Genomic DNA, 23650 nt, shown 5'->3' on the forward strand with positions numbered 1-23650 from the left:
CTTGTTCCTCTTAGTTCGGTAATTCTTTGCTGACCGGAGCCTGCTCAAAGTCTTGCTGATTGCGGCGCGCGCCCTGCGCGATATCCGCCATGATTTTGCGTAGATAAGGTGTTTTCAGCGTGTAATAGCGCTTGGCGATAATGGCGCTCAGCAGATAGCAGGCCGCCGGAACGAGGGTAAACAGCGCAACAATAATGCTGATGGTGTTACTATTTTGGGTTTTGGCTCCGGCGTCATAGCCGCCTGCCGCCAGCATCCAGCCAATCATTGCGCCGCCCAGCGCCAGACCAAGTTTCAGGACAAACAGCGTCCCCGCGAAGCTGATGCCGGTCAGGCGTTTGCCGTTGCACCATTCGCCGTAGTCGACGGTGTCGGACATCATTACCCACTGAATTGGCGTCACCAGCTGGTGGAGCACGCCAATTACGAAGATGAAGCCAAACATCACGACGTTGGCCTGAATGGGCACGAAGAACATCGCCACGCTCAGCACCGTCAGCGCCGCGTTGGTCCACCAGAACACGCTGACCTTACATTTCCAGTCGGTGATTGGCTTCGCAAGCGCGGAGCCAATCAGGTTGCCGACGCAGTAAGTGCACAGGAATACGGTGAACAACCCGGCGGAGCCCATGATCCAGGTGGCGTAATACATCATCGCGCCGCCACGCACGCAGACCGCGAGGATGTTGAGAATGGTCAGCAGGCCGACGATGCGCCATTGGTCGTTTTGCCAGATATCTCGCAGATCTTCACGCATCGACGAGGTGCTCGGTGGCACCTGAATACGCTCTTTGGTATTGAAGAAACAGAAGGCCAGCATCAGGAAAGCCACCACCGACAGCACCGCAATGCCGCCCTGGAAGCCGAACGCTTTGTCGTCGCCGCCAATCAGGTTTACCAGTGGCATCATTAGTACCGTCGAAAGCATGCCGCCCGCCGTTGCCAGCACGAAGCGCCAGGATTGCAGGGAGATGCGCTGCGTTGGGTCATCGGTTATCACGCCGCCCAACGCGCAGTAAGGGATGTTTACCACGGTATACAGCAGGGTGAGCAGCGTGTAGGTGACGGCGGCGTAAATCATTTTGCCGTTATGGGTGAGGTCTGGCGAGCTATAGGCCAGCACGCACACGAGGCCAAAGGGAATGGCACCAAACAGGATCCACGGTCGGAATTTACCCCAGCGGCTGCGGGTGCGGTCGGCGAGCAGGCCCATGCACGGGTCGGAAATCGCATCGAGCGCACGGGCGAGCAAAAACATGGTGCCGACAAAGCCTGCGGGGATACCAAAAATATCGGTATAAAAAAACATCATGTACAACATGACGTTATCAAAAATGATATGGCTGGCGGCATCTCCCATGCCGTAGCCAATCTTCTCCTTCACGGATAATACTTCATGACTCATTTTTTATCCCTCAACAGCGTCATCGAACATCAGTAACCGGTTACATGGTTGTAATTCATCGTCGGTGCCGATGGAATTCCAATATCTCGTATGCGGATTATGTTTCTTGTTTTCTGTGATCGCGGTTGGGAAGATAAATGTTTAAAAATGTAACTAGCGGATTTTGTAGGGTTTTATGGGGGTTGTGGTGATTTACTGCACAGGTATGAGGAAATAATTAGATAAAGAGTGGGGTAACTGCCTGAAAGTAGCTATACTGCGCACCGCCTCCATGTAGCAATCGAGGCGCGGAAGGTCGTCGTCTCCGGTGAGGCGGTTGGACTTCAAATCCAAATGGGACCGCCAGCGGCCCCGGGCAGGTTCGACTCCTGTGATCTTCCGCCAGTTCTCTCTCACCGTAAGCGTCAAATCTACACTTTCTTCACCTCAATACCCGAAAACCCCGCATCGTCTTTGATGACCGCTCAGTGAGTAAATACCGTTTAAGTTTTCCCCCGTCTGGGTCGCTGTTCATTGTATTAACCGATGGAGCGCCAGGATGAAAAAATTACTCGTATTGCTTTTACCGTTACTGCTTGCTGGCTGCGCCACGATTGTCGGTGACAATGAGGAACAGGTGCGCATCGACAGCGTACCCGAGCATGTTCGCTTTGCTATCTCTGACAGCGAGGGCGAGATTGTCGCCAGTGGGATTACGCCGCAGACCATTACGCTGAAGAAAGCGGATGGCAGCTATTTCGGCAAGATTAATTACACGATGACGCTCGCGGAGGATGGCTACAACACGTCTATCGTGCCGTTGAGCACCCATCTCACTCCCTGGTACCTGTTCGGAAATATCATTTTCTTCGGCGTTCCAGGCTGGCTGATTGTCGATCCGTTCTCGGGCGCGATGTACTCGTTTAAGAACCACTATATTCAAACGCATCTGCGCCCATGTCCGCCGGGGCCGTACCGTTATATGTGTTCATAACCACGAATATTTCGGGGAACTGGCTGGCGTTTGGGGTGGCTCATGAATGAAGCGTGGGCCCCGCTTCGCCAGCCAGATGCTGGAGACTATGGGTTATCTTTTGGCGCGGGCTCTGCTGGCGTATCCGACTCTGCGGCTTCTGGCTTTTTCACCGTGATCGTGGGCAAATCACCGTAGGTCACCTGTGTTTTTTCAAGACGGGTAATGATGTCGGCGGTGACATCTAATTTTGCGTCGCTGGAAATGACATTCTGATTATCAACAATCAGCGGCAGCTTTTTTTCTTGCCGGTAAGCATCCACGGCTTTCACGATGGCGGCCAGGCTTGCCTGACGCGCGGCTTTTTGTTCTGCCAGCCACTGGCGATTCAGGATTTGCGCATCGGCGTCGCTCGCTTTTTTCTGTTCGTCCGCGGACAAGGCGGCATACCCTTTCTTCGCCTCGTCATTAGCCTTGATAAGCACGGCCTGAACCTGCTTGTCATGCTCAATTTCCTGTTTGCCGATAGCTGAGTCCTTCAACACTTTGCCGATATCCACGACGCCAATCTCCGGGGTGGCGGTTTTTTTCTGATCGCATCCCGCTAATCCGCCAAGGGCGATTGTTGCGGCGAGTGCCAGTATTGCGGTTTTCTTTTGCATCATCAGATCCTTTTATTGCCTTCCGCTCTGGCGGGGGGCGATGTTCGTTAGATATTTGCGTTCACGTCGCCAGTAGACAGCATGCGAGCTCCATTGGTTTCCTGGTCATTTTCTTATTTCTTCCTTCGGCGGATATTTGGCGAATAAAATAAATAGGGCCAGCATCCCGCTGGCCCATTTCGCTACAGGTGACTCACTCAATCCCAGCCGGGTACGGCCCCGCCGTTAAAGATTTTCTCGGCCGCTTTTGCCACTTCAGGTGACTGATACGACTGCATAAATTCCTTCACGTTTTCCGCGTCTTTATTGTCTTCGCGGGTGACGATGATGTTCACATACGGCGAGTTTTTATCTTCGATAAACACGCCGTCATGCACGGGTGACAGGCCGGTCTGTTGCAGATAAGTGGTGCTGATGATCGCCACGTCGACCTTCGGGTCGTCGAGCACGCGCGGCAGCTGCGCGCCTTCCAGTTCCATAATATTGAGCTTGTGCGGGTTGTCGCTGATATCCAGCGCGGTCGGCAGCAGGCCTTTACCCGGTTTCAGGGTAATCAGCTTCTCTTTTTGCATCAGCAACAGCGCGCGCCCGAGGTTGGTCGGATCGTTTGGAATGGCGACGGTAGCGCCGTCTTTCAGTTCGGAAACAGATTTAATCTTGCGGGAATAGCCGGCCATCGGGAAAACGAAGGTGTTGCCGACGGCCACTAAGTGGAAGTTGTGCGCTTTGTTGTCCTGTTCCAGGAACGGACGATGCTGGAACACATTGGCGTCCAGCTCCCCGGCGTTGGTGGCGTCGTTTGGCAGCAGCGAGCCGCTAAACCCAACCAGCTCCACGTCGAGGCCGTATTTTTCTTTGGCGACTTTCTTCGCCACTTCGGCCACGTCTTGTTCCGCGCCGTTAATCACGCCGACTTTTATGTGTTTGCTGGTATCGCTTTTTTGGTCACAGCCCGCCAGAAGTAAGCCGGTCAGCAGCAGGGCGCCGAGATGTGGAAGAGTCAGTTTCACGCCAGAGTTCCTTTTTAAACAGTCGTTAAAACAAGGTGTTCCCGAATAAAAATGACTATAACGAGTTTGGCGGAGCGAGGATAAAAACGAAAAGGAATGAGCAAGACGAAAAGATGATAACGCGGGTCTATAGAGCCAGGTTTTGTAGGCCCGGCAAGCAACGCGCCGCCGGGCTGCGGGGGGATGCCCGGTGGCGCTACGCTGACCGGGCCTACGGGTTAGTTCAGCGTATTCGCAATCGCGTTATACATCAGCGATGCTTCCAGCGGCTGAGCGCTGAACGACGGCTCGGCCTTCGGCCACGCGGACCACTGCACGATCACCAGTTTTTGCTGCGGATTGACCACGATAACCTGGCCAAAAATGCCCAGCGCCCACATCGTATCCTGGCTCGACAGGCCCTCTTTCGGGCTGACGTCTTTGGCATTTGCCGGCACGCTGTTGTTCCACCACTGGTAGCCGTACATGCCGTCCGGATGCGCCGCCGATACCGATTTCTCCGCGGTATTCCAGGTTCGGGCATCTTTCACCCAGTTGTCTGGCAGGGTTTTCGTGCCGTCCGGCAGCACGCCGTTGTTAATGATAAACAGGCCGAATTTACCCCAGTCTTCCAGCGTGGCGTTGAAACCGTGCGCGCCCACGTCGTGTTTGCCCGGCTGATAGCTGTGCCACACGCCGTCATGCACCATGCCGTACGGCTGCCAGATTTTTTCCTGTAAGTTCTGCGCCAGGGATTTACCGGTCGCTTTCTCAAGCGTATCGCCGAGCAGCCACGCGCCGCCGGACGAGTACGACCAGGCCGCGCCCGGCTTAGCGTAAGTGGTACGTTTCGGGTCTTTCACCAGCGCATTCACACAGGCGTAGGTGTCTTTGTTGGCTTCACACTGCGTCAGCTTCGCAAAGTCAGACTGCGGGTTAGTGTAGTCCTCATTCCACGTCACGCCGGAAGTGTGCTGCATCAGCTGGCGCACCGTGACGTGCTCCCAGGCAGTGCCTTTGACATCGGGGTTGTACTTGACGATTTCATCATCCAGCGAGGCGATTTTGCCCTCTTTAACCGCGATCCCGACCAGCGTCGACACCACGGATTTTCCGACCGAGCGTGAGGTCCACAGCGTGGTTGGTGTGTTGCCGTGGCTGTAATACTGGTAGGCGATTTTGCCGTCTTTGATGACCATCATCCCGGTCACGTCATTGCGCTTGATGTAATCCTGTAAACCATAGCGCTGCCCCTGATATTGGTAGGTCGCATCGCTCAGGGAACGCGTCATCACCGGAATCGGCTGCGGGTCTCCTGCTTTGAAAACATCCCCGGCGTAGGAGCGATAGTCGTTACGAAAGCCGATTACGCGCTGCTGCTGGTTCCAGGTCAGCATGTCTTTCACGTCAGGCAGTTTGGCATCAACCGGAGCCGGACAGGTGGTCAGCTGCGGCACGCCGCAGTCGTTCGCGGCCTGAGCCGCACTGGCCTGCAGCGAAGCGCCGAGGCAAAGTGCGAGGAGACAGAGAGAAGTGTTCATCTTGCGCATAATCGTACCTTTCATCCTTTAGAATTATGAGATGTCAGGTACTACTTTAGGCGAGAGTTGTCGGCGCGCGCAGTCAGTGTGCGGGGGAAAAACCCCCGCTATGACCGAAGGCGAGGTTACAGGCCCAATGCGCTAAGGCCCGGATGATCATCCGGACGTTGGCCCTGAGGCCAGTGAAACAGGCGGTCTTCTTCGGCAATCGGCAGGTCGTTGATGCAGGCGAAACGCTTGTTCATCAGGCCGTTGTCGTCGAATTCCCAGTTTTCATTACCGTAGGATCGGAACCATTTGCCGTTCTCGTCGTGCCATTCGTAGGCGAAACGCACGGCGATGCGATTGTCGGTATAGGCCCAAAGCTCTTTGATCAGCCGATATTCCTGCTCTTTGCGCCACTTGTTGTCGAGGAAGGTGACGATGGCATCGCGCCCGTCGATAAACTCGCTGCGGTTACGCCAGCTGCTATCAGGGGTGTAGGCCAGCGCGACTTTATCCGGGTTGCGGCTGTTCCAGCCATCTTCGGCAGACCGCACCTTGTGGATGGCGCTTTCCAGGGTAAACGGGGGTAGCGGGGGGCGTGGTTCACTCATCATTCACTCCTGCGGGATCGTGTTCTCCATATCCTGGCACATATTCGCCTGAACGAAACCGGGAAGTTTGACCTTCCCGGTGAACATCGACTCAATGGTGAGATTTTTTCAGCGGCGATTCTTTCAGGAACCACGACAGCGCAAACGCCAGCACCATAATGCACGCTGCCATCATGAAGGCCGCGTGAATGGCGGCCCCGAAGGCATCGAGATAATCGGTGCGGATAGCCACCGGCAGGTGATGAATGGCCACCGGGTTCATTCCACGAGGGATTTCCGCCCCCTCCGGCAGCAAGCGAGTCAGATTCGATTGCAGCACATGGGTAAAGATCGCGCCAAACAGCGCCACGCCAATGGAACCGCCAATCGAACGGAACAGCGTCACGCCGGACGTCGCCACGCCGTACAGATTCGGCGCTACGGAGTTCTGCACCGCCAGCACCAGCACCTGCATGACCAGGCCGAGGCCCATGCCCAGCACGCCGGTAAACAGATACAGATGCCAGGTTGGCGAATCGATGGTGATCCGCGTCAGCAGCAGCATCCCGATGAAACCAAGCAGTGTCCCGGCGATGGGGAACAGGCGGTATTTACCGGTGCGGCTGATTAAGCGTCCGCTGATAATCGAGGTTAACAGCAGGCCGCCCATCAGCGGGATCAGCTGTAGCCCGGCCTCGGTTGGGGTCGCACTTTTCACCACCTGCAAATAGAGCGGCAGGAAGGTTACCGAGCCAAACAGTGACATCCCGATGATAAAGCCAATCAGGCTGCACAACAGGAAGCTGCGGTCGCGGAACAGCGACAGCGGAATAATCGGCTCGAACGCTAAACGCTCCTCATAGATAAACCCGGCAATGCCCACCAGGCCAAACGCCAGAATGCACCACAACTGCGGGTCACTCCATTCGCGCACGGTGCCGCCTTCGGTAGTGAACAGCGTGATGCACAGCAGCGCCATGCTGAGATACAGCGCGCCGAGCCAGTCAATCTGATGCTCGCTGCGCTTGTTGGTGCTGTGGAATACCGTGCCGATCACCAGCAGGGCGAACAGCCCCAGCGGCAGGTTGATGTAGAAAATCCAGCGCCACGAGGTGTGCTGCACGATGAAGCCGCCGATCAGCGGACCGATCACCGTCGCGAGACCAAAGACCCCGCCGAACAGGCCCTGATAGCGTCCACGGTCGGCAGGCGGGATAACGTCCGCCACTGCCGCCATGCTGATCACCATCAAGCCGCCGCCGCCCAGACCTTGCAGGGCACGCATCAGCACCAGCTGCGTCATGTTCTGCGCCAGGCCGCACAGCGCGGAGCCGACGAGGAACAGCACGATGGCGATTTGCAGCACCCGTTTGCGGCCAAACAGGTCGCCAAATTTGCCGTACAGTGGCACCACGATAGTGGATGTCAGAATGTAGGCGGTGACCACCCACGACAGCTTATCAAGGCCGCCGAGTTCGCCCACGATGGTGGGTAACGCCGTCGAGACGATGGTCTGATCCAGTGCTGACAGCAGCATTACCAGCAACAGCGCGCTGAACAAAAGGCGGATGGACTTCACGCCGGTGGCCGGAACGTGCTGCGATTGAGTCGTCGTTTGAGACTCCATAAACAAGCTCACTTGAAATTAATTAAATACCTAATTAATATTTATGTAAGTTATGGTTTAGGTCAAGGGATAGCCCGCAAATGAAAGCACAGAATGGCAAAGATAATTCCGAGAAACCGCGCCGCCCGGGGCGTCCGCGTGGAAAGCAGGCCGGAACCGACAATCGCGAGCAACTGATGGATATCGCGCTGACGCTGTTTGCCCAGCAGGGGATCGCCCGGGTGTCGCTCAACGCCATCGCCAAAGAAGGCGGCGTGACCCCGGCGATGCTGCATTACTATTTCACTTCCCGCGAGGCGCTTATCGATCAGATCCTCGAAGAGCGTTTTATGCCGCTGCGCAACCGCATCAGCAGCGCGTTCGTGGAACATTCTGACGACCCGGTTATGGCCTTAACCATCATGGTGCGGGTGCTGGCGGAACTGGCGGAGCAACACGCGTGGTTTGCGCCGTTGTGGATGCAGGAGATGATTGGCGAAATGCCGATCCTGCGTCAGCACATGCAGGCGCGTTTCGGCGAAGATAAACACCAAAAGCTACTGAGCACCGTGGCTCAATGGCAGGAAACGGGCAAGCTCAACCGGGAGCTCGCCCCGGAGCTGCTGATAACGACGCTGATAAGCCTGGTGCTGGTGCCGTTTTCCCGTCTGCGAACCGACGAACGAATGAAAAGCGTTTCCCCCGACGTTATCGTGCGTCATGCGCTGGCGATAATGGGCCAGGGGATTGGCGGTTAAAGGGCTTTGGTCAGGTAGTGGCGCTGCATTCCCTGATGAGGAAAGTCCTTGATACTGCTGTGCAATGTAAAGCCGCATTTCTGATAAAACGGCAGCGCCTGGAAACTGGCGGTATCCACCAACATATGGCTGCAGCCCCATTCGCGGATGCGGCTTTCGGCGCCACGAATCAGTTCACTGCCAAGCCCTTTGCCGCGTGCGGCGTCGCTAACCCATAAAAAGTCGATGCACAGCCAGTCACCTTTGCGTTTGCCAATCAGCCCGCCGAGCATGTTTCCGCTCTCATCCCGGGAGTAAACGCCTAGCTCGTACCAGTCTTTGGTATCAATAAACTGGCTGTTAAAAGCGCGTAATCCGGTGAGTAATGCTTCCTGGTCTTGCTGAGTAACGTTCTCGGTGATCTCAATTTGCATGGCCTGTCTCCGCATTTATCCCATAAACCCGCCTCATTATTGGGTCTGGCAAATAACTTCTCAATCACTAATAACAGGGGCAGCGTCGGCCTGCTTTTTGTCCTGTGCTATCATCCCGGGCAATGAAATCAGGTTGTTGAGGAAATGATGGGCTCGACCAGGAAAGGGATGCTGAACGTACTGATAGCCGCCGTGCTGTGGGGAAGTTCCGGCGTGTGCGCGCAGTACATCATGGAGCAGAGCCAGATGTCGTCGCAGTTTTTAACCATGGTGCGCCTGCTATTTGCAGGATTCATTCTGCTGATGCTGGCCTTCGTGCATGGCGATAACATTTTCCGCATTCTGAAGAACCGCAAAGACGGGCTGAGTCTGCTGCTGTTTTCGCTGGTGGGCGCGCTGACGGTCCAGCTCACCTTCCTGATGACTATCGAAAAATCCAATGCCGCCACGGCAACCGTGCTTCAGTTCTTGTCGCCGACCATCATCGTGGCGTGGTTTGCCATTGTGCGCAAATCGCGGCCCGGCGCGTTGGTGTTTGCCGCTATTCTGACCTCGCTGTTTGGCACCTTTTTGCTGGTCACTCACGGCAATCCAACGTCGCTCTCGGTCTCGCCTGCGGCGGTGTTCTGGGGAATTGCCTCGGCCTTTGCCGCCGCGTTCTATACCACCTATCCTTCGACGCTGATTGCGCGCTATGGCACACTGCCGATCGTTGGCTGGAGCATGCTGTTGGGCGGTGCATTTTTGCTGCCGTTCTACGCCGGGGAAGGGCTCCATTTCGTGATCAGCGGTAATCTGCTGCTGGCGTTTTTCTATCTGGTGGTGATCGGCACCTCGCTGACGTTCAGCCTCTACCTGAAGGGCGCGCAGATGATTGGTGGCCCGAAGGCCAGCGTGCTGAGCTGCGCCGAACCGCTGAGTAGTGCGCTGTTGTCGGTGCTGCTGCTGGGCGTCAGCTTTGCGTTGCCGGACTGGATTGGTACGCTGCTGATCCTCTCGTCGGTGGTGCTGATTTCGCTCGATTCACGCCGTCACGCACGGCTGGAATAACGCAGAGCTGTCAATCATGCTTTTGCGCGATAAAATCCATAATTGACTGATTTAATAATATTTTCCGGTCGACGAGTTTGCGCTATCAGCGGCCTGAACATATAGTTAAAGGTAATGAATTTTGCAACAGAAGGGATCTACGATGAAAACTGTGCCAATTCTCTGTTTGCTGGCCTGTCTGAGCGTCCCAGCCGCTTACGCCGACTCCCCGATGAAAGGGTTGCAGTTTGAGCAGCAAAAGCTGCAGGTGATGAAAGACGTCAAAAAAACCTGTACGCCAGACCCCAGTATGAGCGAAACCGACTTCGCCAATAAAATTCTCGCGAACGAAGACAACAAGCGCCACGTGCGTGACGCGACGCTGGCAATGGAGCGCAGTAACCAGAAAAATTACTGGGATGCTATCGGGCAGATTCAGTGCCCGGACATGTGATCCGGGCAGGCAGGATTACTTCATTCGTACTTTTGTCGCCACCAGCAGCGCGGTAAGCAGCATCAACGTGCCGGACAACATCAGCGGTGACAGCAGACCGAAATGGTCCAGCGCCACGCCGCCCACGGCGGCACCGCAGGTGTTGGCCAGCTGAATCACCGCTACCTGGATAGAACCGGCTTTTTCGGCCTGGTCAGACAGCGAGCGGGTGATCCACGTTGACCAGCCGACCGGCACCAGCGCAAAAGCAAATCCCCAGATTACCGCCACCGACGCGGCCACGATTTTCTCGCTTCCCCACAGGATAAGCACCGCGGCGCTTATCGCGAGAATCAACGGCGCAAAGGCCAGGGCCATTTTCACCGAACGCTTGAGGATAACCGCTGACAGCGAGGTGCCGACGAAACTGGCTATCCCGAAGCTCAGCAAAACCAGTGTCAGGCCGTCGACATCAAAGCCCGCAAGATTCATAAATACCGGGCGAATGTAGGTAAAGAACGCGAACTGGCCGGCAAATGCCATGAAAATCGCGGTCATCCCTGCCAGTACGCCGGGGCGTTTTAACAGCCCGAACATGTTTGCTTTCGGTCCGGTTTCACCGGGCAGCGCAGGCAGCGCCTTCCAGACCCACACCACGCACAGCAGGCCCATTATCGCCGCGCCGTTAAAGACGTTGCGCCAGCCAATTATGCCGCCTAAAAAGCTGCCGAGCGGGGCGGCAATCACCAGCGCGATGGAGACCGCGCCAAAAATCACCGACAGCGCTTTCGGCACCAGTCGTGCGGGCACCAGACGCATGGTGAGCGACGCAGACATCGCCCAGAAGCCGCCGAGCGCCAGACCCAGACAGGCGCGACCAAGCAGTAACAGGCTGAAGCTGGAGGCAAATGACACCAGCAGGCAGGAGAGCGTCAGCAGGACGGAGAACAGGATGACGATGTAGCGGCGGTCGGTGCGGCCAATCACGTGGGTGACGAACAGGCTGGCGAACATCGCCACGAACGCGGTAGTGGTCACCGATTGCCCGGCGACGCCTTCGGTAATACCGAGTTCTTGCGCCATCGGCGTCAGCAGGCTAACCGGCAGAAATTCAACGGTAATCAGGCAGGCAACGCAAAACGCCACGGCAAAAACCGCAGACCAGTTCGGACGCGTTAACGTCTCACTGCGGGCAAGATTTTCAGTACATTCGCTCATGGGAACCTGCGCGTATTGGGTGGGAAAGTTGCGCAGTGTAACATTTTGTTTGTGACGTATTTAACGTTTTGGCAACTATAGCGGCATTCCCCTCACCCTAACCCTCTCCCTGAGGGAGAGGTTAGGGTGAGGGGGAAATTACTGCGCCGGAGGTGAAACAGGCACTGGCGCGGCTTCCGTCGGGGCGGGCACCACAGGCTGCGCCGTACTCACTTCGCCATTGCTCATTGTCTGCGTCACTTCCTGTTTTGACATATTTACCGCGTGCAGCTGTGCGTTGACTGTCGGTTTTAACGGCGCGTTAGCCTGCACGCTGCCGCTGGCACGCAGTTGAAGATTACCGTCGCCGCCAATCGGCAATACCGGCCACCCCCACTGTTGCAGAATATCCAGCGGCACACCGCGACCGTTCAGGTTGATCGCCGTCTGGCGCTGCGGCTGCTGAGACACCGCGCCGCTTGCTTCAATGATCCCTTTCTCCGTAAACGCGCTCAGTTCGGTGATATTCACCGTCGAACCATTCGCCGCCAGCTTCAGCGAAGGACGACGGACGTCCACGCGATTAAAGGTTGCGGCCGCCGCGTTCAGCGCCGTATGACCGCCCCACACGCCCCAGTTGCCGTTTTTCGCCACCTGCATATTATCGCCGTAGCCGTCCAGCGACGTGATTTGCCACGGGAACGCCGGGTCGATGTCGATAACCAGGTTACGACTGGCAGTGAATTTACTCAGCGTTACGCTTTGCAGCCAGCCAGGCAGCGGGTCCATCCACAGCTTTTTCCAGTTCTCCGGCAGCGTGTATTCCAACCCGGCGATGGCGGTGTCGTCGAGCACCAGCGCGTTGCCGTTGCGTAACCAGTTGCCGGAGGTGCGCACCATTCCGCCTTCCCAGCGCGAGGTAAACTGGCGCAGCGCCACGCCCTGCGGGGAAAACTCAGCGTTGAAAATAGGGTCGATAAGGTGCAGCGAGCCATAAATAAATTCGTCGGCGTTCATCGACAGACGCCCGCCGTTGCTGCTCCAGCCGCCGTGACTCAAGGTGAGATTGCGCAGACTGAGGTCTAGATCGGCAATCGCCCAGTCCGGGCCCTGCAGGCGCGCATCGGTCACTTCCAGCGAGCCGATAGTCAATGACGGTACGGTGGTCAGCGGCGCGAAGAAATCGGCCAGCGATTTGTCACTCTGCATACGGATGTCGGTCAGGCGCAGGCTGTCGACCAGCCAACTGCCGTCAGCGTTACGTTTGGCGTTGCCAGTCAGCGAGCCACGCGCGATATCGGCGCCCAGAGTGCTGAGCGTCACTACGCCATTATCGATATTGCCCTGCACCAGAACGTTGGTCGCGGGCAGGTCATTGAGGGTCATCGAGCCCGCGCTCATCTGAATTTGCGCCTGCTTCCCGAGCACGTTGCCCGCTTCCGGCAACCACGGCGACACGCCGCCGGTCACGCGCTGGGCGCTGAGATCCCAGTGGGTTTCCGGGCTGTTAAACGCCATATTGCTGAGCTGCAACGTATCGGCTTCAAACGGGAACGGCGCGGCGGAAGGCGACAGATTCAGGGTCCCGTCCTGCAACGTAATGGTGTCGGCGTGCAGCGGGTCGGTGAGCTGACGGCTGCTCAAACCGATATCAACCGTTTTGGCGACCAGCGTGGCGGGTTTTCCGTCGCGACCAAAGGTGACGTTCTTAAGCAAGATATGAGACGGCGAGGAAAAACGATGGTCCATCGCGTCGAAAGCGATGTGGTAGTCGGTGTTACTGGAAATCCAGCCGCTGACTTCGCGCGCGCCCCAGCGCGTTTGCAGCAAAAAGTAAAACGCCAGCGCGACCAGCAGCAGCGCAATAAGCAGCCAGAGCAACAGCTTCCCGATAAATTTCATCGTCTTCCATCCAGTGAAGGGCACATAAAGGAGTTATGCACGATTTGTGCGCAATCCTCAAGGATGGATTCGTTTAATAAGGTTTCACGGCGGCCGCCAGAAAGGCCGCCGTGACGAGGATCAGCTCTTTTCTGGCGGGAAAACCAGGTTCAGAACAATCGCGGTAATGCCGCCTGCGGCGATCCCGGATGAGAGCAAGTTCTTCAGCCAGTCAGGCGCAAATTGCAGGATCAAAGGCTGCTGAGAAACGCCCAGACCGACGGCTAAGGACAGGGCGATAATCAGGATCGCGCGGCGGTTCAGTGGTTCGCGGGAGACAATACGCACCCCGGAAGCGGCGATGGTACCGAACATCACCAGCGTCGCACCGCCGAGAACCGGCTCAGGAATATGCTGCACGAAACCGCTCACCGCAGGGAACAGGCCGAGCACGACAAGCATCAGCGCTACCACGAAACCGACGTAGCGGCTGGCGACGCCAGTCAGCTGGATAACGCCGTTGTTCTGCCCAAAGCAGGAGTTCGGGAAGGTGTTGAAAATAGCCGATACGCAGGAGTTCAGGCCGTTCGCCAGCACGCCGCCTTTCAGGCGTTTCATATATACCGGGCCGGAGACTGGTTGCTCGGAAACGTCAGAGGTTGCCGTAATGTCACCGATGGTTTCCAGCGAGGTGATCATAAACACCAGCATCAGCGGCAGCAGCAGGTTCCAGTCGATGCCGAGCCCATAATAGAGCGGGGTCGGAACCATAATCACCGGGCTGTGGGTCGGTGCGGTTTCAGGCAGCATGCCCATAAACCAGGCTGCGGCGTAACCGGCGGCCATCGCAATCACCAGCGAGGCAATGCGCAGATACGGGTTACGCTGACGGTTAAGCACAATAATGACCGCCAGCACGATGCCCGCCAGCAGCAGGTTTTTCGGGGCGCCGAAGGTGTGGTCAGCCATCGCGGCGTAGCCCCCGCCGATGGAGGTCAGGCCAACCTGAATCAGCGACAGGCCGATAATCATCACCACCACGCCGGAAACCAGCGGTGTAATCACGCGGCGCGCCAGATGCAGCACGCGGGACAGCGCCATTTCGGTAAAGCTGGCTAGCATCAACGTGCCGAACAACGCCGCCATCATCGTCGGAACATCTGCTCCGCCGGTTTTCAGCGCCGTCCCGCCCATAATTAACGGGGCCACGAAGTTAAAGCTGGTGCCCTGAATCGACAGCAGTCCGGATCCAACCGGGCCCCACGCTTTTATTTGAATGACGGATGCGACACCTGAAGCAAACAGCGACATACTGATAATGTGTTGCGTATCTTCTGCCGGTAAACCGAGCGCCTGGCAAATCAGCAGGGCCGGGGTTATCACGGCGACGAACATCGCCAGCAGGTGCTGGAAGGCAGCGAACAGAGTCTGCGCGAGCGGGGGGCGGTCTTCAAGGCGGTAGATTAATTCGCTGTCCTGCTTCTGCGCAATCGGTTGCGCATTTTCAGCTTCGATGGTGTTCACTGACATTTCAGAGGCAATCCCGTGGTGGAAAAGGGGGGATTTTAGCGGACTGCCAGGCAAAAGCAAACGGTTGCTTTCAATATATTAAGGATGCATAACTACGCGGTTTTTTATGCTGTTTTTGCACGTTTTGTCGCAAATTTCACCGCTCCAGACATATTTTTCTGTCATTTTCCACTGCATTTTGCGTAAAATCCGGCTCCTGCTAACAACGATGAGAACATTCACTACAGGTATTCACGTCGCTTAAATTGGATTCTGCGCTAACAAGGAGCTTCTATGTTTCATCTCGATACGCTATCGACGCTTGTTGCGGCAACGCTGGTGTTGCTGTTAGGACGCAAACTTGTCCATACCGTCCCCCTCTTCAAGAAGTACACCATCCCTGAACCCGTTGCGGGTGGCCTGCTGGCTGCGCTGGCACTGCTGATCCTGAAAAAGAGCATGGGCTGGGAAATCGATTTCGATATGAGCCTGAAAGATCCGCTGATGATGGCCTTCTTTGCCACCATTGGCCTGAACGCCAATCTTTCGAGCCTGCGCCGCGGCGGTAAAGTCGTGGGAACCTTCCTGATTGTGGTGGTAGGGCTGCTGCTGATGCAGAACGCCATCGGGATTGGTATGGCGAAAATGCTGGGGCTGGACCCGCTGATGGGCTTATTGGCCGGTTCGATTACGCTTTCCGGGGGTCATGGCACCGGTGCGGCCTGGAGTAAGCTGTTCATTGAGCGTTATGGTTTCGCCAATGCCACCGAAGTAGCGATGGCCTGTGCGACCTTTGGTTTGGTGCTGGGTGGCCTGATTGGCGGCCCGGTGGCGCGTTATCTGGTGAAGCACTCCTCTACACCGGACGGTAAACCGGACGATCAGGAAGTGCCAACGGCGTTCGAAAAGCCGGAGGTGGGTCGGGTGATCACCTCATTAGTGCTGATTGAAACCATTGCGATGATTGCTATCTGTATCACCGTCGGGAAAATCGTTGCGCAATTGCTGCTGGGCACCACGTTTGAGCTGCCGACCTTCGTCTGCGTGCTGTTTGTCGGGGTTATCCTCAGCAACGGTCTGGCGCTGCTGGGCTTCTATCGCGTGTTTGAACGTGCCGTATCAGTACTCGGGAACGTGTCGCTGTCGCTGTTCCTGGCCATGGCGCTGATGAGCCTGAGACTGTGGGAGCTGGCTTCTCTGGCGCTGCCAATGCTGGCGATTCTGGCGGTGCAAACCGTGGCGATGGCGCTGTACGCGGTGTTCGTGACCTATCGCATGATGGGCAAAAACTACGACGCAGCGGTGTTGGCGGCGGGTCACTGCGGCTTTGGTCTGGGGGCTACGCCAACGGCGATTGCCAATATGCAGGCCATCACCGAACGTTTCGGACCGTCGCACACGGCGTTCCTGGTGGTGCCAATGGTCGGCGCATTCTTTATAGATATTGTGAATGCGTTGGTGATTAAGCTGTATCTGCTGTTACCGATGTTCGCATAACGATGTGCCCGGCGGTGCTATCGCTTGCCGGGCCTACAAAACCTCGATCACGTAGGCGCGATTAGCGAAGCGCCATCGGGCAGAAACAAAAAGGCCGGGATTATCCCCGGCCTTTTTTATGGACTTAAACAATCAGGCTTAATCGTGATCTTCCCACGCCATCGCGCGTTTCACCGCTTTCTGCCAGCCGCTGTAACGGTAGTTACGCTCGGTGGTTTCAATCCCCGGACGGAACTCACGTTCAATCACCGCTTTTTCCTTCAGCTCATCCAGATTTTGCCAGAAGCCGACCGCCAGCCCGGCGAGATACGCCGCGCCCAGCGCCGTGACTTCACGCACTTCCGGACGCTCAACACGGGTGCCGAGAATGTCTGACTGGAACTGCATCAGGAAATTATTGGCAACCGCACCGCCGTCCACGCGCAGGGCGTGCAGACGAATACCGGAGTCGGCCTGCATCGCTTCCAGTACGTCGCGCGTCTGATAGGCGATGGATTCGAGGGTGGCGCGAATAATATGATTCGAGTTCACGCCGCGCGTCAGACCGAAGATTGCGCCACGAGCATACGGGTCCCAGTACGGCGCGCCGAGGCCGGTAAATGCCGGAACCACGTATACGCCGTTGGTGTCGTTGACCTTCGTCGCAAAATATTCGGAATCGAACGCGTCGTTAATCAGCTTCATTTCGTCACGCAGCCACTGAATGGATGCGCCCGCCATGAATACCGCGCCTTCCAGGGCGTAGTTCACTTCGCCGCTTGGGCCGCAGGCGATGGTGGTCAGCAGGCCGTGTTCTGACTTAACAGCGGTTTCGCCGGTGTTCATCAGCATAAAGCAGCCGGTACCGTAGGTGTTTTTCGCCATCCCTTCTTTGACGCACAGCTGGCCGAACAGCGCCGCCTGCTGGTCACCGGCGATCCCGGCGATAGGAATACGGGTGCCGCCTTTACCGCCGATGTTGGTCTGGCCGTACACTTCGGATGATTTGCGCACTTCTGGCAGCATCGCGCGCGGGATATCCAGCGCCTCGAGCATTTTGTCGTCCCAGTCCAGCTTGTGAATATTGAACAACATGGTGCGCGAGGCGTTGGTGTAATCGGTCACGTGCACGCGGCCCTGGGTCATACGCCAGATAAGCCAAGTGTCGACGGTGCCGAACAGCAGTTCGCCGCGTTTTGCCCGCTCGCGCGCGCCTTCCACGTGGTCGAGGATCCACTTCACTTTGGTGCCGGAGAAGTACGGGTCAATCACCAGCCCGGTTGTGCTGCGCACGTAGTCTTCCATGCCGTCACGCTTGAGCTGTTCGCAGATATCCGCCGTACGACGGCACTGCCAGACGATGGCGTTATAAATCGGCTTGCCGGTTTCTTTATCCCAGACGATGGCGGTTTCACGTTGGTTGGTGATGCCGATAGCCGCCACTTCATCGGAACTGATGTCGGCTTTAGCCAGCACTTCTATCAGGGTGGAACTCTGGGAAGCCCAGATTTCCATCGGGTCGTGCTCAACCCAGCCTGGCTTAGGATAGATTTGTTCGAATTCGCGCTGTGAAACGCTGACGATATTGGCGTCGTGATCCATGACAACGGCGCGGGAGCTGGTTGTACCCTGGTCGAGTGCAACGATGTATTTTTTGTCAGTCATAATGCTATGTCCCGTAGTCAGATTACAGCGAAGCGTTGTGTTGTGTGGTGCTGGCGGTAGTCTCTTTCTCTTCCACCTCGCAGACGTCGCACGGTAAATGGCGACCAATCAGCTTGCGATAGCCGAATGCGCCCAGCGATGCGCCGACGATCGGTGCGAACAGCGGCACCACGAAATATGGAATGTCTTTCCCGCCGGTAAAGGCCATTTCACCCCAGCCTGCAAGCCAGGCGAAGGTTTTCGGACCGAGGTCACGGGCCGGGTTCATCGCAAAACCGGTCAATGGTCCCATCGATGCGCCGATAACTGCAATCAGCAGGCCAATCAGCAGCGGCGCCATCGGGCCACGCGGAACGCCGTTCCCGTCATCCGTCAGCGCAAGAATGACGCCCATCAGGATAGCGGTAATGACCATTTCTACCGCGAAGGCCTGCACAAAATTGATATGTGGGTTCGGATAAGTCGAGAAAATGCCTGCCAGCTCAAGACTTTCGACACTGCCGCGCACCATATTGTGCGTGTGTTCGAAGTCGTAGAAAAGGTTGTAATAAAGCCCGTACACTAACGCCGCTGCGCAAAACGCGCCGGCAAATTGAGAAAAGATGAAGGGGACTACTTTGCGCCCGTCAAAACAGGCAAACAGCCAGAGAGCAATGGTCACCGCCGGGTTGAGATGTGCCCCGGAAACACCCGCGGTCAGGTAAATGGCCATCGCCACGCCCAAACCCCAGATAATACTGATCTCCCACTGACCGAAGCTCGCGCCTGCAACTTTAAGCGCGGCGACGCATCCAACACCGAAGAAGATCAACAACCCGGTACCGAGAAACTCGGCTATGCACTGGCCTTTTAAGGTTGATGTTTGGCTCATGATGGGATCCTGAAGATTCATTGATGATTATTGTGAACATGGAGGTCGAACTCGACCATGCTGCCATGTAGGCATAGTGTTAATTTATCGTTAACGAACAAAAACGAGAAATATCGAAATCAAAATCTGTGTGCTGGGTCAATAAAATGAGCGTTTTCGCGCGAAAAAGTGCGCATTAAGACGCTTGTCAACCTGACGCGGGAATCATTTATTTAACGAATGGATTAACAATTTAGGGGTATTTGCGGCGAACGCACCAGGTATAGCCTGAAAAGTGTTGCAAACCACGATCTGAGCGCCCTGGCGCTGGACAGGGAGTGCGGCGCTCCATACAATCGGATGCATAGCAGTGCGCTTACTTACGTTAAGGCGTCGCCGGGTTTCCGGGACGAGTTCAACGCCTTGCAAATTCAGGAGAGGTATGACGATGTCATTAGAAGTGTTTGAGAAACTGGAATCCAAAGTACAGCAGGCGATTGATACTATCACTCTGCTGCAGATGGAAATCGAAGAGCTGAAAGAGAAGAACAATACACTGTCGCAGGAAGTGCATAACGCGCAGAACGGTCGTGAAGATCTGGAGCGTGAAAACAGCCAGCTGAAAGAACAGCAGCACGGCTGGCAGGAGCGTCTGCAGGCGCTGCTGGGCCGCATGGAAGAAGTATAATCTTCATTCCCTTCCCCTTTCTGAGGGGAAGGGAAGTTTAGCGCGACTGGGCCGTTAGCCTTGTTTCTGGTTATACGACGGGCCATAGGCGCTGTATCCGTAACCGTAGTCGCTACTTTTCCTTTTCTTCACGCCATTCAAGATCCACCCCTGTACTGAGATACCGCTCTGTTTAAAACGACGGATGCAGGCCTCGACCTCTTTCGCCGTATTTTCTTCAAAACGCGCCACCATCAGGATGGTTTCCGCATGTCGGCCCACGATCGTTGCATCCGTCACCGCCATCACCGGTGGGGTATCAATGATAATCAGGTCATAGCGCGAAGACGCCGTATCGAGCAGTGCCTTAAACGCCGGACCCATCAACAACTCCGCCGGATTGGTGGGAATATGCCCGCGAGAAAGATAATCCAGCCCGATATCCGGCAGTGAAACCACCGTCTGTTCAAAGGTGGTAGTTCCCTTGAGTATTTCTGCGAGCCCGTCATCTTCACTCAGCCCGAATAATTGATGCAGGTAGCCTTTGCGCATATCAGCATCGATCAGTAACACCTTTGTCTTCGTTTGCGCGATCACCGCCGCCAGGTTGCTGCTGATAAACGTTTTCCCCGCTCCAAGGCTGACACCTGAAATCATCAGCACCTTATTTTTTGTATCCATCATGGTGAAGTGCAGGCTGGTACGCAGCCCGCGAAGGGTTTCGATGGCGGGATCTGCCGGGTTTTTTATCGCCAGCAGCAGGCTGGTTGTCCCTATTTTGCTTTTGATATCTTTTTTGAGCAGCCACTCTGAATAGGGAACGCTGGCATAAACGTTGATGTCTCTCTCTTCCAACTGTTCCGGGGATTCAAGCCCCTGACGAAGTGCGGATTGCAGTAACACCATCGCGACGGAGATGAATCCACCCAGCATAAAACCGATCATGGTAATGATGATTTTCTTAGGTTTGATGGGTTTTATCACCGTGATGGCATCGTCGATGATCCTCACATTACCAATGGCGCTGGATTTTGCGACGTTCAGTTCCTGCTGTCGGCCCAGCAGCTGTAAATAGACCGCCCGCCCTGAATCTACATCACGGCTCAGACGCAGCACTTCCTGCTGGGTTGAGGGCATTGCGCTTACACGCTTGTTCATCTTTGCCCTTTCGTTTTGCAGCGTATCGCGCTTTTCCATCAGAGCCCGGTAGTTGGGATGCTCTTTTTTGTAGCGCTGCGATATTTCTGCTTCACGGAAGGTCAGCTCATTGAGCTGATTCTCGATGTTAACGATCTGGTCGAGTGCAGATTTGGCTTCCATGTTTAAGTCGACCGAGTCTTTCTGTTTCCGGTAGGCGTTGAGCTTATCTTCTGCGCGGTCGAGGTCGGTGCGTATCGCGGGCAACTGCGTATTCAGAAATTGCAGGCTTTTCTCGTCCTGCTCAGCCTGACGGGTAATATTCTGTGCAAGGTAATGCTCGGCGATATTCTGCAGCGTCGTGTTAATTAACTGCGGGTCTTCGCCAGACATAATCAGGTTAAGCATGCCAGTGTCTTTGCCCACTTCGCCGACATTAAAACTTTCCTGCAACAGCGTGATGGCCTTTAGGCGAGACGTCTGGGTCACTGTGAACTGCGAGCCGGGTTCGGCATTGATCTCTGTGACGAGCAGCGATACCCCGTTTTTTTCTACTCGTTCACCCGTCCGGCCCTCAAGTTCAAAATTCTCTCCCGAAAGGTGGTACTGGTTGTGATTGATAACGCTGAGCGTGGCACTAGCGCTTTCGTTGTCGTGGGTTGGGAAAACCAGTTGTGTTAACGCTATCTTGCCGGGCTTTTGACCTGTTAGCTTTGCCATCAGACGACCTATTACAGGGAGGTAGTAGGGCTGGGTAGTCGTCTGAAGCGCCAACGTATCGACGGTTTTACCGAGGATCATCCGTGAACGTAGCAGTGTGATTTCAGGCGCAGATTGCGGCTGACTGTCCGGCAGCATCTGGCTTAAGTTGCTCAGCAATGTATTGCCTTGCTTTTGTTCAATCTGAATCAGCGCATTTGCCTGATAAATCGGGGTGGCGTTGAATGCATAAAGCATCGCGGCGAAGGTGAACACTGCCGTGAAAACCACGATGAACTTATAATGATCAAGGAGCACTCCCAGCAGCATTCCAAGATTAATCTCTTTGACCTCACCCTGAGGTTGGGAGGCATTTTTTATACTGATCAATGACATTGTCTCGCTACCTGAAAAATTAACTGACGAGTTTGCTGACCCATGCCTGACAAGATTGGTCAATTAACTGGAAGACGTGATTAAAGGCCTCATCGCTTTGGTGCCACGGATCGGGAATTTCCATTTGGTTGGACCAATACCCCAGCAGCATGCTTTTACTCCGTGCTTCAGGCGCAATATGGGCGATGTGTTTGAAATGTTCTTTCTCCATCACCAGGATGAGATCGTATTGCGCACTCAGCGCGGCGGTAAATTGCTGGCTTTGATGGCCTTCCAGTGACAATTCGTGCCTGTTAGCGATGCGCATGGCATCACGATCAGCGCCTTGGCCTGTCAGTGCGACAGTGCCTGCGGAATCAATGGTTTTATGCGGTAAGCGGTGGCGTAACAGCCGCTCGCTGGTGGGAGAGCGGCATATGTTTGCCGTACAAATGATTAAAATGGCATTACACATCAGCGCGGCCATGTATTGATGTAACGGACGGTTTCGGTGAGATCGTGAACACCGGTAATGGTCGGAACCAGCTGGGAGACGACACGGTTCCATCGCACTAGCGGCGCGGTGGTGACGTAGACGATATCGTAGGGCTGCAGCTGAAATTCGGTACTGAGCACCATGGCCGATGCATCTTTTGCATCAAGCTGATAAATGGTGGCAATTTTCCCGTCGGGCTCTTTGGCCTTCTGGCGAATAACAAAAATCCCTGAAGCATCCGCCATATTTTGATTAATGCCGTTGGCGTTACCCAAGGCTTCCGCCAGCGTCATGCCGCTGCGATCCATCTTCAGCGTGCTCTGTTTGGCGACTTCGCCCATGACAAAAACTTTTAGGTCATCATTACGCGGAATGAAAAGGATATCGCCGGGATAGAGCAGATGATTTTGGGTGAGATCTCCGCGTTGCAGCAGGGCATAAAGCGAAATTTTGGTATCAGTACCGTTGTGGGTCAGCACCACGTTACGCCAGTCAGCATCGGTTGTGAGGCCGCCTGCCGTATTAATCGCGTCCATGACGGTGAGAGGCACGTTGGTAATGGCCTGTTGGCCTGATTTTTCCACTTCGCCGGTGATGTACGCTTTCTGTGAGCGAAACGATGCCACGCTGACATCCACCTGCGAGCTTTCGATAACGCTGTTCAAGCCTTGCGTGAGCGTCGTGCGGACCTCTTCCAGTGATTTCCCCACGACATGCACTTTGCCGAGGTAAGGATAGAAAATGGTACCGTCAGATTTAACCCAGTTCCCCGTATCACTGCCGCTACGATATTGGCCTGCCGGGGTGGTGAGTTCCGGGTGATCCCACACGGTGACCATCAGGACATCACCAACGCCGATGCGATATTCATACTGGTTGATCAGTGTTTCGAGCGCAGGGTTGGGGCGTGAGGAGACAAGAGGCAGGCGCATTCGGTCAATGACCTGCGGTGTTAAAGGCATGACGCTGACCATCTTGTTGATGTCATCATCGATGCCCACCCCGACGCGTTTTTTGTTCGAGAGGTTGAGATTTTGTCCGGGGAAAAGCGTGCAGCTGGTGAGCAATGTGACAAGTAGTGCCACGGCAAAGGTGTTAAACCATGAGTTTTTCATTTGGCTCAATAAATAATAAGTTATATAGGATTTATACGTTCGATTAATGAAAACGGGCCTTCACAAAATAAGTCCACAGAACTTAATTAAAACAATTATCGTCTGAGTGAATAACGGTATTTCAATTATGGGGAATACATCTCTTTATTTTATTGATATCGTGAATGTTTTTACCCTTCTAACGGTAGCGTTGAATAGCGTTTAGGGTCCACTTAATAAT

General features: G+C 55.3%; 21 protein-coding genes and 1 tRNA gene. 7 read left to right on the forward strand and 15 right to left on the reverse strand.

Annotated elements, in window-relative coordinates; genetic code table 11:
- Window positions 1-10: 10 nt before the first annotated feature.
- Window positions 11-1405: a glycoside-pentoside-hexuronide family transporter gene (locus A8O29_RS00860; RefSeq protein WP_125353599.1), complete on the reverse strand. Its 1395-nt coding sequence runs from the start codon at window positions 1403-1405 to the stop codon at window positions 11-13.
- A gap of 289 nt (window positions 1406-1694) precedes the next feature.
- Here A8O29_RS00860 and A8O29_RS00865 point away from each other — a divergent pair.
- Together A8O29_RS00865 and A8O29_RS00870 are read left to right on the forward strand one after the other, a co-directional pair.
- Window positions 1695-1789: transfer RNA gene (locus tag A8O29_RS00865), tRNA-Sec, on the forward strand.
- A gap of 154 nt (window positions 1790-1943) precedes the next feature.
- Window positions 1944-2378 carry a hypothetical protein gene (locus A8O29_RS00870; protein WP_125353598.1) on the forward strand — a complete coding sequence of 145 codons (435 nt, stop codon included), beginning with the start codon at window positions 1944-1946 and terminating at the stop codon, window positions 2376-2378.
- A gap of 86 nt (window positions 2379-2464) precedes the next feature.
- Here the strand turns inward: A8O29_RS00870 and A8O29_RS00875 are convergent, their stop codons facing one another.
- The 5 genes from A8O29_RS00875 to A8O29_RS00895 all read right to left on the reverse strand — a co-directional run bounded on the left by A8O29_RS00875 (window position 2465) and on the right by A8O29_RS00895 (window position 7751).
- Entirely contained in the window at window positions 2465-3019 is a 555-nt protein-coding gene (locus tag A8O29_RS00875; RefSeq protein ID WP_168713842.1) for an OmpH family outer membrane protein, read from the reverse strand.
- A gap of 197 nt (window positions 3020-3216) precedes the next feature.
- On the reverse strand, window positions 3217-4029 hold the full coding sequence (nlpA, locus tag A8O29_RS00880) for a lipoprotein NlpA (protein WP_125353596.1): 813 nt from the start codon (window positions 4027-4029) through the stop codon (window positions 3217-3219).
- A gap of 218 nt (window positions 4030-4247) precedes the next feature.
- Window positions 4248-5558, reverse strand: a complete 1311-nt coding sequence (locus A8O29_RS00885) for a serine hydrolase domain-containing protein (RefSeq protein WP_125353595.1) — start codon at window positions 5556-5558, stop codon at window positions 4248-4250.
- 116 nt (window positions 5559-5674) lie between these two features.
- A complete protein-coding gene (locus A8O29_RS00890) occupies window positions 5675-6145 on the reverse strand; it encodes a nuclear transport factor 2 family protein (RefSeq protein ID WP_125353594.1) in 471 nt (156 codons plus the stop codon).
- 91 nt (window positions 6146-6236) lie between these two features.
- Entirely contained in the window at window positions 6237-7751 is a 1515-nt protein-coding gene (locus A8O29_RS00895; RefSeq protein ID WP_125353593.1) for an MDR family MFS transporter, read from the reverse strand.
- A gap of 80 nt (window positions 7752-7831) precedes the next feature.
- On the opposite strand from A8O29_RS00895, the gene A8O29_RS00900 reads away from it, so the two are divergent.
- Entirely contained in the window at window positions 7832-8488 is a 657-nt protein-coding gene (locus A8O29_RS00900; protein ID WP_133462319.1) for a TetR/AcrR family transcriptional regulator, read from the forward strand.
- On the opposite strand, the gene A8O29_RS00905 is transcribed toward A8O29_RS00900, so the two are convergent.
- Window positions 8485-8901: a GNAT family N-acetyltransferase gene (locus A8O29_RS00905; RefSeq protein ID WP_125353592.1), complete on the reverse strand. Its 417-nt coding sequence runs from the start codon at window positions 8899-8901 to the stop codon at window positions 8485-8487. The two genes, A8O29_RS00900 and A8O29_RS00905, sit on opposite strands and share 4 nt — an antisense overlap.
- Before the next feature lie 147 nt (window positions 8902-9048).
- On the opposite strand from A8O29_RS00905, the gene A8O29_RS00910 reads away from it, so the two are divergent.
- The gene (locus A8O29_RS00910) at window positions 9049-9951 is read left to right on the forward strand and encodes an EamA family transporter (protein ID WP_125353631.1); all 903 of its coding nucleotides are present in this window, start codon (window positions 9049-9051) and stop codon (window positions 9949-9951) included.
- Window positions 9952-10093: 142 nt separating this feature from the next.
- A complete protein-coding gene (locus tag A8O29_RS00915; protein ID WP_125353591.1) occupies window positions 10094-10384 on the forward strand; it encodes a YicS family protein in 291 nt (96 codons plus the stop codon).
- Between the two features lie 15 nt (window positions 10385-10399).
- Here A8O29_RS00915 and nepI read toward each other — a convergent pair whose 3' ends face one another.
- The 3 genes from nepI to A8O29_RS00930 all read right to left on the reverse strand — a co-directional run bounded on the left by nepI (window position 10400) and on the right by A8O29_RS00930 (window position 14971).
- Entirely contained in the window at window positions 10400-11581 is a 1182-nt protein-coding gene (nepI, locus tag A8O29_RS00920) for a purine ribonucleoside efflux pump NepI (RefSeq protein ID WP_125353590.1), read from the reverse strand.
- A 138-nt stretch (window positions 11582-11719) separates the two neighbouring features.
- Window positions 11720-13462 (reverse strand): AsmA family protein, encoded by a 1743-nt coding sequence (locus A8O29_RS00925; RefSeq protein WP_125353589.1) that lies wholly within the window; start codon window positions 13460-13462, stop codon window positions 11720-11722.
- Between the two features lie 120 nt (window positions 13463-13582).
- A complete protein-coding gene (locus A8O29_RS00930; RefSeq protein WP_125353588.1) occupies window positions 13583-14971 on the reverse strand; it encodes a nucleobase:cation symporter-2 family protein in 1389 nt (462 codons plus the stop codon).
- 273 nt (window positions 14972-15244) lie between these two features.
- On the opposite strand from A8O29_RS00930, the gene gltS reads away from it, so the two are divergent.
- On the forward strand, window positions 15245-16447 hold the full coding sequence (gltS, locus tag A8O29_RS00935) for a sodium/glutamate symporter (RefSeq protein WP_174081196.1): 1203 nt from the start codon (window positions 15245-15247) through the stop codon (window positions 16445-16447).
- Window positions 16448-16585: 138 nt separating this feature from the next.
- Here gltS and glpK read toward each other — a convergent pair whose 3' ends face one another.
- Together glpK and A8O29_RS00945 are read right to left on the reverse strand one after the other, a co-directional pair.
- A complete protein-coding gene (glpK, locus tag A8O29_RS00940) occupies window positions 16586-18091 on the reverse strand; it encodes a glycerol kinase GlpK (RefSeq protein WP_110510354.1) in 1506 nt (501 codons plus the stop codon).
- Window positions 18092-18113: 22 nt separating this feature from the next.
- Window positions 18114-18962: an MIP/aquaporin family protein gene (locus tag A8O29_RS00945; RefSeq protein WP_125354645.1), complete on the reverse strand. Its 849-nt coding sequence runs from the start codon at window positions 18960-18962 to the stop codon at window positions 18114-18116.
- A gap of 421 nt (window positions 18963-19383) precedes the next feature.
- Between A8O29_RS00945 and zapB the strand changes: the two genes are divergently transcribed.
- Complete coding sequence (gene zapB, locus A8O29_RS00950) at window positions 19384-19629, forward strand: septal ring assembly protein ZapB (protein ID WP_125354646.1); 246 nt, start codon at window positions 19384-19386, stop codon at window positions 19627-19629.
- 54 nt (window positions 19630-19683) lie between these two features.
- On the opposite strand, the gene A8O29_RS00955 is transcribed toward zapB, so the two are convergent.
- Genes A8O29_RS00955 through A8O29_RS00965 form a run of 3 tightly spaced genes read right to left on the reverse strand, consistent with a single transcriptional unit; the run spans window position 19684 to window position 23430 of the window.
- A complete protein-coding gene (locus A8O29_RS00955) occupies window positions 19684-21840 on the reverse strand; it encodes a polysaccharide biosynthesis tyrosine autokinase (protein WP_125354647.1) in 2157 nt (718 codons plus the stop codon).
- 19 nt (window positions 21841-21859) lie between these two features.
- The gene (locus A8O29_RS00960) at window positions 21860-22294 is read right to left on the reverse strand and encodes an arsenate reductase/protein-tyrosine-phosphatase family protein (RefSeq protein WP_125354700.1); all 435 of its coding nucleotides are present in this window, start codon (window positions 22292-22294) and stop codon (window positions 21860-21862) included.
- Window positions 22294-23430 carry a polysaccharide export protein gene (locus tag A8O29_RS00965; RefSeq protein WP_174081198.1) on the reverse strand — a complete coding sequence of 379 codons (1137 nt, stop codon included), beginning with the start codon at window positions 23428-23430 and terminating at the stop codon, window positions 22294-22296. The genes A8O29_RS00960 and A8O29_RS00965 overlap by 1 nt, the downstream gene beginning before the upstream one ends.
- Between the last annotated feature and the right edge of the window lie 220 nt (window positions 23431-23650).

This window comes from Scandinavium goeteborgense, assembly GCF_003935895.2.
In the GTDB taxonomy this organism is placed as follows: Bacteria; Pseudomonadota; Gammaproteobacteria; order Enterobacterales; family Enterobacteriaceae; genus Scandinavium; species Scandinavium goeteborgense.